This is a genomic window from Phocaeicola sp., from assembly GCF_057861905.1.
The window spans coordinates 15465-34225 of the sequence record NZ_DBMACV010000034.1; the positions used below are offsets into that span (position 1 = coordinate 15465).

The following is an 18761-nucleotide window of genomic DNA, read 5'->3' on the forward strand; positions in this document are numbered from 1 at the left end:
AAGAATAAAGGAAATATAACTGATTATGAAAATTATAAATCGATTGATACTTGGACTGGCTGTTGTCGCAGGAATCACCACATCGTGTAAGGAAGACGATGACCTGAACATCCCGGGCGGACTCTCGCTCGATGTAGAGGAAATCACGGTGGGACCCGAAAAGTCATTCAAAGAAATTATGGTCAAGGCAGATGTTAACTGGCAGGCAAGTAGTTCTACACCATGGATATCTATATCGCCAGCCAACGGAACAGGTAGTGCTACCTGCGTACTGAACATCGACTCTACACTGACCTATACGGCACGTACTGCACAAGTTCGTTTCAACCCGGCAGGTAATACACCGAAAATTCTGAAGGTAACTCAGTTCGGCTTCGGAAAGCAAATCATCCTCGACAAGCCGGAAGTAGAACTGGAAAACTCTGACATCGAAGACAACCGTTATTTCGATGTAACTATTTCTACCAATGTACAGTTTGCAATCGAAAGCGTAAACTACTCGTTTGCCGAAGAAGTTCCGGCAGAAGACGAAGCAGGCATGAGTGAATCGGATAAAGCAAACTGGCTTACACTGCCGAAAGAATCAGATCTGAACGTGAACCTTGACAGAGGTTCACGTCCACGCTCGGTAAAGGCAAGATTCAAATGGGAAATGAACGCAGTGCCTTACACCCGCGTAGCTACAATCAAGCTGGTAGCCAAGAACAGTGAAGACCAGTTGATAGACAGCGACGGTAATGAAATAGACGGAGTTTACCTGACTGTTACGCAGAAACCGGCAATGAAGATAGAAGACAACCGTGCAGGCGACTCTATTTCTATAGTCCTCATCAACCAGAAACTGCAATGTATGTATGCACTCGACGTGAGCGAAAACATGCAGAACTGGACCGATGTGACACTGTGGGAAGAAACCGACGAAGACCTGCCTGAAGAAGCTGCCGTAGGACGTGTACGTTCTTTGTCTATCGCCATGATCGATACAAAGGAAACATTGCCGCAGGAAATTAAGAATCTGAAATATCTTGAATCATTCCATGTACAGAGCAACGCCAACCGTCAGGATCGTGAAATCGTACTGGGCCCGGAAATCTGTGAACTGAAATACCTCAAGAAGCTTTCTATCACATCATACGGTCTGGTAGAATTGCCTGAAGAATTCGTCAAACTGGGTGGAACAGTCGACAAGAGTTATGTAGGACTGGAAGAATTGGGACTGGAAAGCAACAACTTTGCTTCACTGAGCCAAATAACCGATCTGGTCAACAAGGAAAACTTCCCGAAACTGAAATATCTGAGATTGTCGGGATGCAGACGGACCGATACCCTGCTCGACATGTCGCAGATGGAAGGCGGCAACACATGGAAAGGCATACACATCGGTATGTATATAAACCTCAACAAGGCAAACGACAAGAATGAATTTATGAAATTGCTGGAATGGGATACCCTCAAACAGCTAGAACTTTCTTACGGATTCATCGAAGGCGAACTGCCTACCGACGAGGAAATGATGGCTAAGTTTGGCAACTACAGCCAGTATGCCAGCAAGCATCCTGATGCTGACGTCTGCACATTGCTGACCGATACCTGCCAGTGGCTGAAGACATCCGACAAGGCTGTTACGGTAAAATACGATGGAGGAGAATTCTCTGTCAAAGGTTCAGACGTACCTTGCGTACTGCCTAACACACAAGTGCTTTACCTCAACCTGAACTTCCTGACAGGAAAAGTGCCTAACTGGATTCTATTCCATCCGCATCTGATTGACTGGTATCCTGAATCAATGGTATTCACTCAGGAAGAAGGAAAGAACTCGAATGGAGAAGTTGTCGGTTTCAGCAACGTACCTATGGACTTTGAATATTTCTATGGAAAAATAGCAAACGACCAGAATGCAGCATTCCCGAAATATTACGGAAAATATGTGATGGAAGAAGAAACAGCAGGAGAATAAATACAATTTAAGCTTTAGAATATAATGAAAAAAAGATATATATATATCGCTACACTTGCTTTGTTCCTGGGAGCATGTTCGGACAACGAACTGGAACAGGCCTATACTTCGGAACAAAATACAGAAATATATATACCGGCTGATGCTCAGCCCGGAGAACTCATTATCAAATTCAAACCGGAATTGGAGGATATTCTTGACCAGACCATGACTCGTGCGTCAAGAAGCGGAGCGGCTATGACCCGCTCCGGCATTCCCTCGACCGATGAAGTGCTCGACATCCTTGGAGGATACCGTTTCGAACGTATCTTCCCGGTAGACAGCAAGAATGAGGCCCGTACACGTGCAGCTGGACTGCACTTGTGGTACTTGGTAAAATTCGATGAAAACGTCGACCTGCACGAAGCTGCACGCCAGTTGTCGAAACTGGGTGACATCAGCCACGTACAGTGTAACCACCGTATTAAAAAAGCATACAACTCGAACGAAAAGCGAGTATACGTCAGCGAAAATGCCTTAAACAACACTCCGGCAGCTTTTGCTGCAATGTCGGGCACTCCCAACGACCCGGGATTCCCGTTCCAGTGGAACTATAACAATACAGGTAACTACGCTTTCGAAAACCAGAACGAAGATTATCCGGCAGAGGCAACTCCCGGATGTGACGTTGACTGCATGAATGCCTGGCAAAAATGTACCGGTGACCCTTCTATCATTGTAGCTGTACTCGACGAAGGTGTAATGTATACCCATCCCGACTTGCAAGACAATATTTGGGTAAACCCAAATGAGACACTGGGCAGCAAAATGGATAACGACGGAAACGGTTACGCCGGCGACAAGTACGGATACAACTTCGTTACCGATTCTGGTATCATTACCTGGAACGATGTAAACGACACAGGTCATGGAACTCACGTGGCAGGAATCATCGCCGCCGTAAACAACAATAACAAGGGTGTATGCGGTATCGCCGGAGGTTCTGGCAAGCAGGATGGTGTAAAAATCATGTCACTGCAAGTATTTGCCGGAAATTCGGGTGTAACACTCGATATGGAAGCCAAAGCCATCAAGTATGCAGCCGACAATGGTGCTGTCATCATCCAGTGCAGCTGGGGTTACAACTCAGGTCTGGCAAACCCGATGGAAGGATACACTCCTGGACCGGCAACTGAAAAGGAATGGGAAACTGCCTATCCGCTGGAAAAAGAAGCACTCGACTACTTTATCAACAATGCCGGTTCTCCTAACGGAGTAATCGACGGAGGTCTGGCTATCTTTGCTGCCGGAAACGAATACGCTGCTGTACCGGGCTATCCGGGTGCATACTCTAAATGTCTTACAGTATCAGCTACAGCTGCCGACTTCACTCCCGCTTCTTATACTAACTACGGTGAAGAAGTAGGACTGAGTGCTCCGGGTGGTGACCTCGAATATTATGGCAAAATAGGTGAAAGCGACAAGACTTACTACGACTCGTCTTTCACACTGGCCGATGCTCAAGGTTCTATTCTGTCGACTCTTATCCGCAACGGACAACCAGCTTACGGATACATGGACGGTACTTCAATGGCTTGCCCTCACGTATCAGGTGTAGCAGCTTTGGGACTGTCGTATGCAGTAAAGATGAGAAAGCACTTCAAGGCTTATGAATTCATCGAACTGATGAAAGAATCATCACAAGAACTGTATACAAACTATACCGGTTACAAAATCTACCACATGAACCACAATATTATCGGTACGGCTATCACCAAAATGTCTTTGCCTGCATACAAGGATAAAATGGGTGCCGGACTGGTTAATGCCGGAAATCTGCTGAATGCTATTGAAGGCAGTGGCTCGGAAATGATTGTACCAAACGTATATGTAGGTATCAGTAAATCTGAAATTATCGATCTGGCACGCTATTTCGTAGACGGCGAATCGCTGACTTACACTTGCACGATTGCCGATTCTTCTATCGCAACCGTATCTGTAGAAGGCACAAAGATGAGCGTGACTGGAGTAAAAGCCGGCATTACCAAACTAACAGTAAGCACAAGCAACGGAAAATCGCAGACTGTAACGGTTACCGTACGCGAAGGAGCTAACGATAACGGCTGGATGTAATTAAAAGTAATTCATTAATGAAACTATTTGATTCGATAAGACTAACGATACTGAGTGCACTGATGTGCTGCCCCGGGCTATTGATGGCCCAGGGCACGCATCCGCTCACCCGTCAGGAGATAGACTCGCTGCTCAATCCCTCACTGCTGAAGGGAGCGGAAAAGCTGCTGGAGTTTGAACAGACGGTAATCAATTTGGGCGAAATGACAGAAGACGACCAGCCTGTCACGGTGAAGTTCGACTTCCGAAACGTCGGTACACAGCCGGTTGTCATTACCAAGATACATACCGACTGCGGATGTACTGCTGCACAGACAGACAAGTTGCAGATACAACCGGGAGAAAAAGGTTCCATCAGTGTAACCTATACCCCCAAGAACCATCCGGGAACCATCGATGCGAATACATTCGTATATTCTTCTCTTTCGGACAAGCAGCCACTGGCTAAGCTGGTACTGCTGGGCAATGTGCTGCCAAGTCGTGACGAATGGAGCCGATATCCGTACGCCATGGGTAAACTGAGGCTGAAACAAAACAAGGTGACATTCCGAATCACGACCGGAGGAAGCGAAAAGCAGACGGAAAGAATTTTATGCGGCAACAGCGGTACTACAGCACTGAAGCTTTCTGTAATGAATTTGCCTCAATATGCAACATTCAAAACAGAGCCCGAAATCATCAATCCGGGACAGGAAGCCGACATCGTAATAAGCATCGATGCCTCGAAGATGGCCGGAAGAACACAGAGCTTTAAGGCTCCTCTGATTCTTGATGGAGTGACAGGACGTCCAAGTGACCGCACACTCACGCTGGAAGTTAATCTGACCGATAAATAAATAGTAAAAAACAATTGATAGCATGATGAAAAAGAAAATAGTTAACATATTGATGTTGCTTGTCATCTCGCTGATGACTTTCTCTTGTAGCGAAGACGAAGTGGTTATGGAGCCGTCGCTCGAAGTGACTCCCATCACGATGCAGGGCACATGGAAACTGGCTGAACTGAACGGCGAACAGGTACCGGAAGATTTCTATATCTACATTATATTCGACCGCAAAAGGAACTTTGAAATGTACCAGAAACACGACAGCATGTATCCACGCTACATCACCGGTACTTATTCTATCGAAAAGGATAGCCACTACGGCTACATCCTCAGCGGAGAATACGATTACGAAAACGGCGACTGGAACAACAAATATATCGTAACCGACCTGCTGCAATCCGGTTCAATGGTATGGACCGTAAAAGACGGCGATGAAGTTTCGAAATATGTACGTGTCGACGAAGTACCTGAGGAGATAGTAGAAGCTGCCAAGGTAGACGAAGAACAGTAGACGATATTATTTCCAATATCAGATTCATAAAAGCCACATACCCCGAAAGCCTTAAAAAAGAGACTTTCGGGGTATTGTTTTATCTATAACCTGCCAGTCGTTATATAATTTGAACAGAAATAGCCTAAAGGATATCCACAAGTAGTAAATCATCTTTCAGGAACAAACAAGCCATAAAAAAGAAAGCATCAGCCTTCCTCCTGAATGGAGAAACAAAGCTGATGCTTCCTCTTTTATACGAATAGATATTTATTCCACTTTCAGTTTCAGAGAACGGTCGTCCGGACCTTTGGGATGAATCACTTCCTCCAGACGTACATCGAATATCAGGGTAGAATATGAAGGAATCGCATCACTTGAAGCAGCTCCATATCCCAATCCATTCGGAATATACATTTCGACGTGCTGTCCTTCCTTCATCTGCATCAATGCAGTAGTCCAACCTGTAATCACGGCCGAAACAGCAAACTTTCTCGGTTCACTGACCGCAGCATTCCAGTCGCCGGAAAAGCTCTCATCAAACACAGTACCGTTGATCAGCTTTCCGCGATAGTGTACAGCCACCGTATCAGTTCCCAGGGGAGAAATACCCAGCGGTTCAATATTATCTTCCGGAAAAAGCTTCATATACACATAGTCGTTCTTTCCCGGCGTATAAGTCTGATTTCCCAATCCCTCCGAAGCCTCAGTCTGTATCTTGTAGTCAAGTACCCTCAACCAGCTTTCCCCGGCTGGAGGATTGGCACATACAGAAGCTATGGAGTCAATATATGCATCGTTGCGTACCGCCCAGTCACTGTATGGATCAGCTTCCGGCGTATCTTCGCTACAAGAAGCAAAGCCTATGCTCAGCGAGAGGAGGATACCCAACAGCCATAATATATTTTTATTCATGCACATTCATTTATTTACTGCAAAGTTTTCAGCAGCGTAGTAATACTAACCTTGTCGGCAATGATATTATTCAGGTCGGCAATAGCCACACGTTCCTGTTCCATTGTATCACGGTTACGCAATGTTACGCAGTTGTCTTCCAGCGTCTGATGGTCGATAGTGATACAATACGGAGTACCGATAGCATCCTGACGACGGTAACGCTTTCCGATACTGTCTTTCTCGTCGTACTGGCAGTGGAAATGGAACTTCAGGTCGTTCATGATTTCACGAGCCTTTTCAGGCAGCCCGTCTTTCTTTACCAGCGGCATGATAGCCAGTTTTACCGGAGCCAGTGCAGCAGGCAGTTTCAGAACAACACGAGTTTCGCCGTTTTCCAGCTTTTCTTCGCAGTAAGCAGCGCTCATCACGCTCAGGAACATACGGTCAACACCGATAGATGTTTCGATAACGTACGGAGTATACGATTCGTTGATTTCCGGATCGAAATACTTGATGCTCTTGCCAGAGAATTTCTCGTGCTGGCTCAAGTCGAAGTTCGTACGGCTGTGGATACCTTCCACTTCCTTGAATCCGAACGGCATCAGGAACTCGATGTCGGTAGCGGCATTAGCATAGTGAGCCAGTTTCTCGTGATCGTGGAAACGATAGTGATCGTCGCCGAAGCCCAGCGCCTTGTGCCATTTCAGACGAGTTTCTTTCCATTTCTGGAACCATTCGAGTTCAGTACCCGGTTTAACGAAGAACTGCATTTCCATCTGTTCGAACTCGCGCATACGGAAGATAAACTGACGAGCTACAATTTCATTACGGAATGCCTTACCAATCTGTGCAATACCGAAAGGAATCTTCATACGTCCAGTCTTCTGCACGTTCAGGTAGTTTACGAAAATACCCTGAGCGGTTTCCGGACGAAGATATACTTTCATAGAGCCTTCGGCAGTAGAACCCATTTCTGTAGAGAACATCAGGTTGAACTGACGGACTTCAGTCCAGTTCTTCGTTCCTGAAATAGGACAAACGATTTCCTCGTCAAGAATGATCTGACGCAGTTCGTTCAAATCCGGTCCGGCATTCATAGCCTTTGTATAGCGTTCGTGTAATGCGTCACGCTTAGCCTGATGCTCCAGTACACGCGGATTAGTGCTGCGGAACTGAGCTTCATCGAAAGCATCTCCGAATTTCTTTGCAGCCTTGGCTACTTCCTTGTTGATTTTCTCGTCGTATTTGGCAATCTGGTCTTCAATCAACACATCGGCACGATAACGTTTCTTCGAGTCGCGGTTGTCAATCAAGGGATCGTTGAATGCATCTACGTGTCCCGAAGCTTTCCAGATAGTAGGATGCATGAAGATAGCCGAATCAATACCTACGATATTTTCATGCAGCAATACCATGCTCTGCCACCAGTACTGTTTAATATTGTTTTTCAGTTCCACACCCATCTGACCGTAGTCGTATACGGCTCCCAGTCCATCGTAAATTTCACTTGAAGGAAATACGAAACCATACTCTTTACAATGTGAAACAAGTTTTTTGAAAACGTCTTCTTGTGCCATTTTTCTTTTTTATTTTTGATATTTCTTATTTTACATTCTCTTATATAGTAGGGCACAAAGATAGGCATTTATAAGCAAAAAATAAGAATAGCTGTATTAATTTATCTTATGAATAGGTGGAATCTGTAAGGAAAGATGGTTATTTTTTTCTACTTTTGCAGAAGATTGAACGAAAAGCAATGAGCACGAAAGACAAATTCACGTTAATGACTACCGCACCGGTACCCAGACTTATCGGGTCGCTTGCCATACCTACCATCATCAGCATGCTGGTAACTTCGTTTTACGTTATGGCAGATACTTATTTTGTAGGAAAAATCAATACCCAGTCTACGGCCGCGGTCGGCATTTCGTTCTCTGTCATGGCTATCATTCAGGCTTTTGGCTTTTTCTTCGGGCACGGTTCAGGCAACTATATTTCACGTAAATTAGGTGCACAGGATTACGATAGTGCAGAAAAGATGGCATCAACCGGATTCTTTTACGCTTTCATGGCAGGTGCAGTAATTGCTCTTTTCGGGCACCTGTATCTTACGGAAATCTGTATCGCCCTGGGTTCTACCCCCACTATCCTGCCTTATGCCGAGAAATACCTGGGCATCGTACTGCTGGGTGCCCCGTTCATGGCTTCTTCGCTGGTGCTGAACAACCAGATGCGCTTTCAGGGAAATGCAGTATATGCCATGGTAGGCATTATCATCGGAGCTGTGCTGAATATCGGACTCGACCCGTTGCTTATCTTCGTATTCGACATGGGAATATCGGGAGCTGCATGGGCCACACTGGCCAGCCAGATATGTAGTTTTACAGTACTGCTCATCATGGACAGCCGTGGTACGAATATCCGCATCCGGTTCAAGAACTTTACTCCCAAGGCTTCTTATCTGAAGGAAATTGTCTTCGGCGGAAGTCCCTCGCTTTGCCGTCAGGGACTGGCCAGCCTGTCGACCATCCTGCTGAACGTGGCAGCCGGAGCTTACGGCGACGCAGCCATTGCGGGTATGTCCATCGTCACCCGTATCTGCATGTTCATCAATTCTTTCCTTATCGGCTTCGGGCAAGGCTTCCAGCCTGTCTGTGGCTTTAATTACGGAGCCGGACTATTCCACCGTGTACGCGAGGGATTCTGGTTCTGTGTCAAGACAGGAGTTGTATTTCTGCTCGTCTGTTCCGTTATCGGTTACATATTTTCACCCGAAATCGTATCATGGTTCCGCGACGACCCGCACGTCATCGAAACCGGAACACGAGCCCTGCGCTGGCAACTTATTACCTTACCGCTGGGTGCATGGGTCATCTTGTGCAACATGATGCTCCAGACCATCCGTAAACCTGTCCGCGCAGTCACGCTGTCGTCGGCAAGACAAGGACTTTTCTTTATTCCGTTTATTTTGATTCTCCCCCACTTTCTGGGTTTACAGGGCGTGGAAATGTGTCAGGCGGTATCCGACCTTTGTTCGTTTCTGCTCGCCATTCCACTGACAGTTCCCGTGCTGAATGAAATGAAGAAATAAGACGTCCTACGAGCAACGTCCTGAGGTTGCGAATAAAATTTGTACAAATTTTATTTTTTTCTGTACAAATTTTCAGAAAACGTGCCGAGCTTTTTGGGAAAAGATGAAGGGAATATTCTTAACTCCTTTTGACATTATCGTTTTTTGCCCAAAAACAGATATGATTCACACCTTGAATTAGCAGTAAAATGCTGGTTTATTTTCAATAATATATATAATAGGAATATTTTTTTTCGTATTTTTGTCTGTTGTTTTTCCACTAAATCACTTATATGAGCGAAGATACTTTCGAAAAAAACGATATCCAATCAAGCGATAAAGAAGCACATTCTGACTATAAACCTGTCGATCAGGGAGACGAAAACGTAAAACATCAGTTGAGCGGCATGTACCAAAACTGGTTTCTGGACTATGCCTCGTATGTTATTCTGGAACGTGCGGTTCCTCATATCAACGACGGACTGAAGCCCGTACAGCGACGCATTCTGCACTCCATGAAACGACTGGACGACGGACGATACAACAAAGTTGCAAACATTGTAGGACATACCATGCAGTTCCACCCGCACGGCGATGCATCCATCGGCGACGCGCTGGTACAACTGGGACAGAAGGATTTGCTTATTGACTGTCAGGGAAACTGGGGTAATATCCTTACCGGAGATGATGCTGCGGCTCCCCGATACATCGAAGCCCGTCTTTCCAAATTTGCACTCGACGTGGTATTCAATCCGAAAACAACCGAATGGCAGGCTTCTTACGACGGACGAAACCGCGAACCGGTAACGCTCCCCGTAAAGTTCCCGCTCCTGCTGGCTCAGGGCGTAGAAGGTATTGCCGTAGGTCTTTCATCGAAAATATTGCCACACAACTTCAACGAATTGTGTGATGCCGCCATCTCCTATCTGCATGGGGAGGAATTTCACCTCTATCCCGACTTTCAGACGGGAGGATCCATCGATGTGTCACGCTACAACGACGGCGAACGCGGTGGTGTAGTGCGTGTGCGTGCCAAGATTTCGAAAATAGATAACAAGACACTCTGCATCAGTGAAATTCCGTACGGAAAAACAACATCCTCGCTGATAGAGTCTATTCTGAAAGCTATCGAGAAAGGTAAAATCAAGGTGCGGAAGGTGGACGACAATACAGCCGACAAGGTAGAGATTCTGGTACATCTGGCTCCGGGCGTTTCGTCGGACAAGACGCTGGACGCGCTGTATGCCTTTACCGACTGCGAGGTAAATATCTCGCCCAACTGCTGTGTCATCGACAACAAGAAACCGCATTTCCTTTCGGTCAGTGCGGTGCTCCGCAAATCGGTGGACAATACGCTGTCGCTGCTGCGTCAGGAGTTGAATATCCAGCGTAACGAAACACTGGAAACGCTGCATTTCGCCTCACTGGAGAAGATATTCATCGAAGAACGCATCTACAAGGACAAGCAGTTTGAACAGGCTGAAAATATGGATGCTGCCTGTGAACACATTGACGAGCGACTGACTCCTTTCTACCCACAGTTTGTGCGTGAAGTGACCAAGGAGGATATTCTCAAGCTGATGGAGATAAAAATGGCACGCATCCTGAAATTCAACAAGGACAAGGCGGACGAGTTCATCGCCAAGCTGAAGGCTGACATCGAGGAGATAGACAACCATCTGGCACATATCACCGAATATACTATCGACTGGTATACACGTATCAAGGAAAAATATGGAAAGAACTTTCCACGACGTACGGAAATACGAAACTTCGATACGATTGTGGCAACCAAAGTGGCGGAAGCCAACGAAAAACTGTATATCAACCGCGAGGAAGGATTTATCGGTACAGGCCTGAAGAAGGACGAATATATCTGCAACTGTTCCGACATCGACGATGTGATTATCTTCTACAAAGATGGAAAATATAAGATTGTACGTATATCCGACAAGTTGTTTGTAGGCAAGAATATCCTTTACGTGAACATCTTCAAGAAGAACGACAAGCGTACCATCTACAACGTGATTTACCGCGACGGGAAAGAAGGATTCCACTACATCAAACGTTTTAACATAACTTCGATGATCCGTGACCGTGAATATGACGTAACACAGGGTACACCCGGCTCAAAGATTGTTTATTTTACGGCCAACCCAAATGGAGAAGCTGAAGTTATCAAGGTAACCCTCCGCCCTAACCCGCGTATCAAGAAACTGATATTCGAGAAAGATTTCAGTACCATCAACATCAAGGGACGCCAGTCGATGGGTAACCTGCTGACCAAGTACGAGGTACACAAAATCAGCCTGAAACAGCGCGGCGGCTCTACACTGGGTGGCAGAAAGGTATGGTTCGACCACGATGTGTTGCGTCTGAACTACGACGGACGCGGACAGTATCTGGGAGAATTCCAGAGCGGAGAAAGCATTCTGGTGGTACACAAGAACGGAGAATTCTATACGACCGACTTCGACCTGAATAACCATTACGATGCCGACATCCAGTTCATCGAGAAATTCAATGCCGACAAGGTATGGACGGCAGTACTCTACGATGCCGACCAGCAGAACTATCCGTACCTGAAACGATTTACCTTCGAGCAGACCTCGAAACGGCAGAATTATCTGGGCGAGAACAAGCATAATCAGCTTGTCCTGCTGTCGAGCGAGGCTTATCCGCGTCTGCAAGTCGTATTCGGCGGTCACGACAGCTTCAGGGAAGCACTGATTGTAGAAGCCAGCGATTTTGTAGGAGTAAAGAGCTTCAAGGCAAAGGGGAAACGTCTGACAACCTTCACCGTCGACCATATAGAAGAACTGGAACCTACCCGCAAGCCTGAACCTCAAGAAGAAGTTGTAGAAACAGATGTCCCGGATACAGACAACGATACGGACGAAGACAACGAACAAATGACTTTATTCTAAAACCGGAACAATGAAACAGAAGTTAATTATACTGCTCGTCGCCTTGGGAACATTCTTGTCTGTATACGCTCAGGAAGATAGTCTGCAAGCCACACGCTACGTGATGCGGTCAACTCTGGTCGGGGTAGGACACAGCAACGTATTCGAAACATATCTTTCTCCGCTGGAATATACGGGAACCGAGGTACGCTTCATGCACGAAGGCATGCGTATGACACGCATACTTGGAGGAAAGGTTTCCGGGCAAAGCCTGCTTCAGGTCAACGCCTCATACAACAAGAATATTTCGCAGACGGCAGAGATGTATGCCGGGCTGGTAAACTGGAGCTATGCCCTGCACTATCAGTTCCGCATGAACGATGACAAACTGAAAATCCTGGTCGGACCGATGCTCGACCTGAACGGAGGGGTGGTTTACAACCGACGTAATTCCAACAATCCTGCGCAAGCGAAGGCCTACGGCGGACTGGGCGCATCGGGTATGCTCATCTACAAGTTCCATATAGCACGCTATCCGCTCACGGTACGCTACCAGGCCAACCTCCCGCTACTGGGGGTCATGTTCTCACCCGAATACGGTGAATCGTACTACGAAATATTCTCATTGGGTAACGGAGGCAGAAACGTAGTGTTCACTTCGCTGCACAACAATCCATCACTACGGCAGATGGTGACGCTGGACTTTCCGATACGCAACGTAACGATGCGCGTGGGCTATGTATGCGACATTCAGCAGTCGAAGGTGAACAACCTGAAAAGCCACGCCTACTCGCATGATTTCATGATAGGTTTCGTACGCAACCTGTATCTGCTGCGCGGAAAGAACCGCATCAGCATGCCACTTAAAGTAACTCCCTTTTAGCTTATGAAACGACTTGCACACATATTATATACGATGCTGACCGGACTGCAGGTTTTCTCTTCCTGCATACGGGAAGACATCTCCGGCAATACGCCCGAAGATAATTTCGAGGCGCTATGGAAAATCATCGATGAACAGTATTGTTTCCTTGACTATAAAAATCAGGAATACGGACTCGACTGGAACGAGGTGCACGAGCGCTATGCACGCCGCATCACGCCGGACATGACGTGGGAGAATCTCTTCGAGGTCCTCTCGGACATGGTAAACGAACTGCACGACGGACATGTGAATCTTTCCAGCTCGCTGGCTACCTCGCAGTACCGCGAATGGTTCGACAGTTACCCGCGCAATTTCAGCGACAGCATCCAGAGCATTTATTTGGGAAAGGATTATACCAACTCTTCAGGACTGACATACAGCATTCTGGAAAACAACATCGGCTACATCTACTGCTCCAGCTTCTCCAACGGGATAGGCGACGGCAATCTGGACCAGACCCTGAACAAGCTGGCTATCTGCGACGGCCTGATTATCGACGTGCGCAACAACGGCGGAGGCAACCTGACCACGGCACAGAAGCTGGCGGCACGGTTTACCAACGAAAAAGTCCTCGTGGGCTACATGTGTCACAAGACTGGTCCCGGACACAATGACTTTTCGGACCCGAAGCCGGTATATATCGAACCGTCCGACGGCATACGATGGCAAAAAAAGGTAGTGGTGCTTACTAACCGACGTTCCTATAGCGCAACAAACGATTTCGTGAACAGCATGAACCAGTTTCCCAATGTAACTCTCGTCGGTGACAAGACAGGAGGCGGTTCGGGACTTCCGTTCAGTTCCGAAATCCCCAACGGCTGGTCTATCCGCTTCTCGGCCAGTCCGATGTTCGATCCCTACATGAACCAACTGGAGTTCGGTATCGATCCTGATGTAAAAGTAGACATGAAAAGTGAAGATATGCAGCGAGGAAAAGATACGATCATTGAAACAGCTTGCGAAATCCTAAAGAAATAGCCCTGATATTTTGCTTTTTCAAAAATATAGTATATCTTTGCACACGCAAAAAGGAAACATCTCGTATGTTCCGCTTGCGCCTGTGGCGTAATTGGTAGCCGCGCCAGACTTAGGATCTGGTGCCGCAAGGCGTGTAGGTTCGAGTCCTATCAGGCGCACAAATTGTCTTTAGAGGAATTTCCAAAAGGATTTTCCTCTTTTTTGTTCTTGTAACCTCCTGAAATTCTGCGTATAACTGAAAGTGCTGCATTTTCATTAAAGGTTCGATAATTGTCTTTTTCCTTATCCCATAAAATACCTTGTGGAAATAGTAAGTTTTGGAGCTTTTGAGCTGTCTCTAAATCTGCATTTCTCCAGAAACTGCCTAAGTGACAGCATATTGCAAGTATATCATTTACACGGTTGTCAAGGTTCGATAAATCTTTATCAAACTTGGATAGCTCAAGGGTAATATTTGCTAAATCAGATTGTAAAGCCTCAACGGTGATTGAATAAACTTCATCATCTATTTCTCCCATACCATACCTTATTTTGCATTTCTTTAATTTACTCTCTTTTTCGCTTTTCTGCTTTTTTAACAGTGAAATATTTTGTATACGTTCATCTTGCTCTGAATTTATCATTTTGGAGATAATTTTTCTCATTATTCCAATAAATTTTTGTGGTATATCATAGCTCTCTAATAGTTCTTCGTATTTATTGTGCATTTTTTTAGCTGATACATTTGTCTTGCATCCTATACAATTACATTTATAATAATTGATATTCTTTTTCTTTACCGTATATGCTGTAAAAGGTGTATGGTCTTTGGAACATAATACATGACGCTTTAAAGGGAACTGTGTAGCTTCTTTTTGGTGCTTGTAAACACCTGTACGCCCACTTAGTATTTCTTGTACTTTCAAAAAGTCTGAATAACTAACTATGGGCGGCTGATTGCCATCTATTATTTCATAGTTTAACATTTTATGCTTTATTTTTCCTGCGTAAAATACATTGGTCAGGATGTGGTGCAACTTTTGTTTTGAAAGAACTAAACCAAAAGGACGTAATTTTTCTATTATTTGGCAATTAGCCATACCTTGTAGTTTCCATTGGAAGGCTTTTCTGATTAATTGCCCATCTGAATTAATGGTAAATGTTCTGTTTATACTTTTCCCTTCTTTATTATAACCGATTGGTACAGCCCCACAATATACTCCACTTTTCAAACAATTTTTACGCCCACTTGTGAATTTGTCTGTACGGTTTGCATTATCCCATTCTGCAAAACATAGTTTCATTTCCAACATTAGTTTTTGACTGTGGTCGGCGGTGTTTAATCCTGTTGTAGCCTCAACAATAATTACTCCTATATTCAATAAATCATTAAACATATTAATACCTTGTCCTGCATTTCTTGAAAACCTATCTATTACAGAGACTATAACATATTTGATATTACGTTTAGTCTTGATAGCAGATATCATTCTCTTTATAAATATTCCCGGTGTTTTAGCTGATTCGTGTTTTCCACCAAAATAGCCATCCTTAACGATATTGTAACCATTAGATAGGGCATATTCAGTGCAACATAGTCGTTGTGCTTCTAAACTACCACCGTTCTTTTCTTGTTCTTTTGTTGATACACGTGTCCAAATTATACAATTCTTTTCCATAATATTACTTGTTATAAAATTCAATTACAATTTCTGCGAGTGATTTGAAATAATCAATTATCACGGCACTGTCTTCTTTGTTGAGGCTGTATTGTGTGAATAGCTCTTCATAATCTTCCTCTGTCATTAAATTAAATAATATATTCCGTACAATGACGGTTATTTGTTTTTTGCCTCTTGGATATTCATTAATATACAAGACTTCTGCTCGGCATGGATAAGCGTAAAACCATTGTCCCTTAAGGATTTATAATCTTTTGTCGCAAATATACTACTGTAAATAATAGAATGCAAATCAAAGAAGCCCCGACTTTTATTTCCATAAAACACAATATGTTGATAATCAATAATGGTATTTCTTAATTAAGATTGAGGCTTTTTTTATCTGATTTTTTTACATATATTTAACTAAGACTTATATGTATCTAATTGATTATTACCATTTTCCTTTTGATTTTTCTTGCAATAGAGGAAAAAGTATTAAATTTGTAGCGTTAATTAAAAATTATAGTGCCTATGGTATAATAAATGTGGTTATAAGACATATAATATAAAAAGCGTTAGCTTGTGTACTCTTGTCTCCTAAAATCGCCAAAATAAAGGATTCTGTCAAGAAGTTACAAGGTAATGCCTGCGTCTATCGGCGTGGGCTTTTACTTGTTGTACTTGACAGATGGTGTTTGGCGATACCAAGGAGATGGTACATAATAGTAAATAGTCCACGCTTTTTCTATTGTCTCCTTACAATTTTTTGGACTAAAATTAAGTTAAGTGAATTCGAAAAATAAGATTTAAAGAAAGGAAAAACCAAAATGAAACGAATATTTATATTGTTTATTATTTCGCTTTCAGTGTGTACAATGCTAAATTCTTGTGGTCAAAGCGAAAAAAGAAGTCAAAAATCAATTCCTGTTGCTAATGAAAAACCTAAAACCGAATACCAAGAGCAACAACAGAAAAAAATGGAAGATGAAACATTTACAACAAGTAAAGGTGAATATTTAACCCAAAAAGTAATTCAACATTTCTATAATAAAGGTGTTGAAGATGGTGTTAGAGATAAGCGGGGCTCAAAAGAACGGAACAGAAATTATTATCATTTTGATGGAAATGGCACAGAGGAACAAGGAAAAGCTTTTTTTGTAAGTTGGTTCGGAATACCCTCTGATGAGAAAGCAAAAGAAGTTTATAACCAAGCCATAAAAAAATACATATCAGGATACGAGGATGGATGGAATTATTAATTTCTGAAATTTTTCAATTAAAATACTAAAGAATATGAAACATTATTTCTTACAAATTACCTTAAGCCTTATTGCAATTTTTTCTTTAACGATGGTTTCATGTAGTAATGACGATGACCCAACAAAAGGTGGTGATAAGATTGAAATTAATGGAGTTTCCTATAATTTATCAATGGTTGGATTTATGGGAAGTTGGAACGAAAGTACGAATAAAGGAACATTTACTGTCGCTGTAGATAATGAAAGTAATGGAGTTATTAATGTGGAATATTATACTTTCTCATATAGAAATGTAACCGGTCCTCAAGTAGGCGATGATTTTTCTACAATGAATTTGGTATTAACACCGCTAAACGAAGAAGAAGATGGTAGCATTACCGATTTGGAGGATGCCTTTAAATACAATTCAGGAAAGGCGATAGTAACAAATGTTAATCCCAATGAAAGCGAAATAACTATCAGATTTGAGCAGTTAAAAATGAACCATGATGGTAGGGATTATACATTTAATGGTAACGCTACTTTAATGTTTGAATATTGATTGTCGGACATGAAAAAAGGGAGGTTATTCTCCCTTTTTTTACAGATTAAATTCAGCTTTAATCCGTTGAACTGTGCTAACAGATACGTCATAAAGTTTAGCAGTTTTACGTATGCTTGTGCCCTTTTTAAGCTCTCTAATCACTTGTTTATATTCTTCTGCTTTTTGTTCTTTGCTTTTTGTACTTCCTTCTTTACGCCCCATCTTTATGCCTTTTTGTTTAGCCAATTCACGACCTGAATTAAGACGAAATGCTATGTTTTTTCTTTCCATTTCAGCGGCAAATCCAAGACAGCTTATATAAATTGCCATCGTTGGCAAAACTTCTCCTTTCTCGTCCAAAATCTGTAATCCTTCTTTCTGAAAGAATACGTTTATAGAATTGTCTGCACAATACTTTATCGTTTCGAGCACTTCCCATATTGCACGACCGAATCGACTTAACTCACTCACTAAAATTATATCAATTCCATTCTGTTTAGCATAGTCCAAACAGGCTAAAAGCACTTCACGCTCTGCATTCTTTTTTGCGCCACTAATTTTTTCAGAAAATACTTTCTCTACTTTATAACAATTAGCAGAAGCATAAGCCTTCAAATCCTCAATTTGTCTTTCTGTATTTTGTCTGTCAGATATTGAACTAACACGAGCGTATATAACTGCTTTCATAGACTGATATATTATTTAGTTATTAACTCCTTCATTTACTGAAACAAAGGTAATCATTTTCTTCTATGTATGCAAATAAATCAAAGAATAAATTTAATACAAAATATAAACGTATTCTTAGTTATTTGCTGATTTATTTGAATACACTTGTTGCTTGAATACGCTCACGCTACTAATTCTCTTATGTTCAACCGTTGGCATGATGAGGCTTGCATTTGAGTATATAATTCCTTGTATGGTTGCATCACACGTTTTATATAAGTGTTTTTACTAACTAATGACCTGACCTTAGCCTCAACAACACTCATATCATAATTACATTCTTTGAGTAATAGGCTATGTTCATAATCCTTCAGAGTCATAGGTGTTTCTTGAAAGTCACTATATACAAGAGCCTCATCGATAACCGACAAAATAGGGTTACTGCATGAATTTAGGACGGTTATAAGATTATTGTTTGCAACATTTAAATGCTGCCTTATCTGCT

At 43.3% G+C, this 18761-nt stretch carries 15 protein-coding genes and 1 tRNA gene; 11 read left to right on the plus strand and 5 right to left on the minus strand.

Translation table 11 applies throughout. The annotated features are described in order from the left end of the window. Positions 1-25 precede the first annotated feature (25 nt). The 4 genes from ACZM60_RS08150 to ACZM60_RS08165 are packed head-to-tail and all read left to right on the plus strand — an operon-like array spanning position 26 to position 5407. Positions 26-1957: a BACON domain-containing protein gene (locus tag ACZM60_RS08150; protein ID WP_021970369.1), complete on the plus strand. Its 1932-nt coding sequence runs from the start codon at positions 26-28 to the stop codon at positions 1955-1957. Between the two features lie 24 nt (positions 1958-1981). Next, positions 1982-4069 (plus strand): S8 family serine peptidase, encoded by a 2088-nt coding sequence (locus ACZM60_RS08155; RefSeq protein WP_489521250.1) that lies wholly within the window; start codon positions 1982-1984, stop codon positions 4067-4069. Between the two features lie 17 nt (positions 4070-4086). After that, positions 4087-4905, plus strand: coding sequence for a DUF1573 domain-containing protein (locus ACZM60_RS08160; protein ID WP_418585954.1), 819 nt, complete (start codon positions 4087-4089; stop codon positions 4903-4905). 25 nt (positions 4906-4930) lie between these two features. Beyond that, a complete protein-coding gene (locus tag ACZM60_RS08165; protein ID WP_489521257.1) occupies positions 4931-5407 on the plus strand; it encodes a lipocalin family protein in 477 nt (158 codons plus the stop codon). Positions 5408-5656: 249 nt separating this feature from the next. On the opposite strand, the gene bamJ is transcribed toward ACZM60_RS08165, so the two are convergent. Continuing rightward, positions 5657-6301 carry a BamJ family beta-barrel-assembly machinery protein gene (gene bamJ / locus ACZM60_RS08170; RefSeq protein ID WP_021970373.1) on the minus strand — a complete coding sequence of 215 codons (645 nt, stop codon included), beginning with the start codon at positions 6299-6301 and terminating at the stop codon, positions 5657-5659. A 14-nt stretch (positions 6302-6315) separates the two neighbouring features. After that, positions 6316-7860: a glycine--tRNA ligase gene (locus tag ACZM60_RS08175; protein ID WP_021970374.1), complete on the minus strand. Its 1545-nt coding sequence runs from the start codon at positions 7858-7860 to the stop codon at positions 6316-6318. A gap of 179 nt (positions 7861-8039) precedes the next feature. Between ACZM60_RS08175 and ACZM60_RS08180 the strand changes: the two genes are divergently transcribed. The 5 genes from ACZM60_RS08180 (at position 8040) to ACZM60_RS08200 (ending at position 14320) form a co-directional block, all read left to right on the plus strand. Beyond that, the gene (locus ACZM60_RS08180) at positions 8040-9374 is read left to right on the plus strand and encodes an MATE family efflux transporter (protein ID WP_021970375.1); all 1335 of its coding nucleotides are present in this window, start codon (positions 8040-8042) and stop codon (positions 9372-9374) included. Positions 9375-9646: 272 nt separating this feature from the next. Next, the gene (locus ACZM60_RS08185) at positions 9647-12280 is read left to right on the plus strand and encodes a DNA gyrase/topoisomerase IV subunit A (protein ID WP_021970376.1); all 2634 of its coding nucleotides are present in this window, start codon (positions 9647-9649) and stop codon (positions 12278-12280) included. A 10-nt stretch (positions 12281-12290) separates the two neighbouring features. Then, complete coding sequence (locus ACZM60_RS08190) at positions 12291-13142, plus strand: DUF3316 domain-containing protein (RefSeq protein ID WP_489521251.1); 852 nt, start codon at positions 12291-12293, stop codon at positions 13140-13142. Between the two features lie 3 nt (positions 13143-13145). Further along, entirely contained in the window at positions 13146-14162 is a 1017-nt protein-coding gene (locus ACZM60_RS08195) for a S41 family peptidase (RefSeq protein ID WP_489521252.1), read from the plus strand. Positions 14163-14238: 76 nt separating this feature from the next. After that, positions 14239-14320, plus strand: a tRNA-Leu gene (locus ACZM60_RS08200). Here ACZM60_RS08200 and ACZM60_RS08205 read toward each other — a convergent pair. Continuing rightward, positions 14312-15820: a recombinase family protein gene (locus ACZM60_RS08205; RefSeq protein WP_489521253.1), complete on the minus strand. Its 1509-nt coding sequence runs from the start codon at positions 15818-15820 to the stop codon at positions 14312-14314. The two genes, ACZM60_RS08200 and ACZM60_RS08205, sit on opposite strands and share 9 nt — an antisense overlap. Before the next feature lie 812 nt (positions 15821-16632). On the opposite strand from ACZM60_RS08205, the gene ACZM60_RS08210 reads away from it, so the two are divergent. Together ACZM60_RS08210 and ACZM60_RS08215 are read left to right on the plus strand one after the other, a co-directional pair. Further along, on the plus strand, positions 16633-17064 hold the full coding sequence (locus ACZM60_RS08210; RefSeq protein WP_204443628.1) for a hypothetical protein: 432 nt from the start codon (positions 16633-16635) through the stop codon (positions 17062-17064). Positions 17065-17098: 34 nt separating this feature from the next. Further along, positions 17099-17605: a hypothetical protein gene (locus ACZM60_RS08215; protein ID WP_489521254.1), complete on the plus strand. Its 507-nt coding sequence runs from the start codon at positions 17099-17101 to the stop codon at positions 17603-17605. A gap of 39 nt (positions 17606-17644) precedes the next feature. On the opposite strand, the gene ACZM60_RS08220 is transcribed toward ACZM60_RS08215, so the two are convergent. Beyond that, positions 17645-18274 carry a recombinase family protein gene (locus ACZM60_RS08220; protein ID WP_204443630.1) on the minus strand — a complete coding sequence of 210 codons (630 nt, stop codon included), beginning with the start codon at positions 18272-18274 and terminating at the stop codon, positions 17645-17647. 164 nt (positions 18275-18438) lie between these two features. Continuing rightward, the coding region (locus tag ACZM60_RS08225; protein WP_489521255.1) for a hypothetical protein at positions 18439-18761 on the minus strand (323 nt) is incomplete at its 5' end.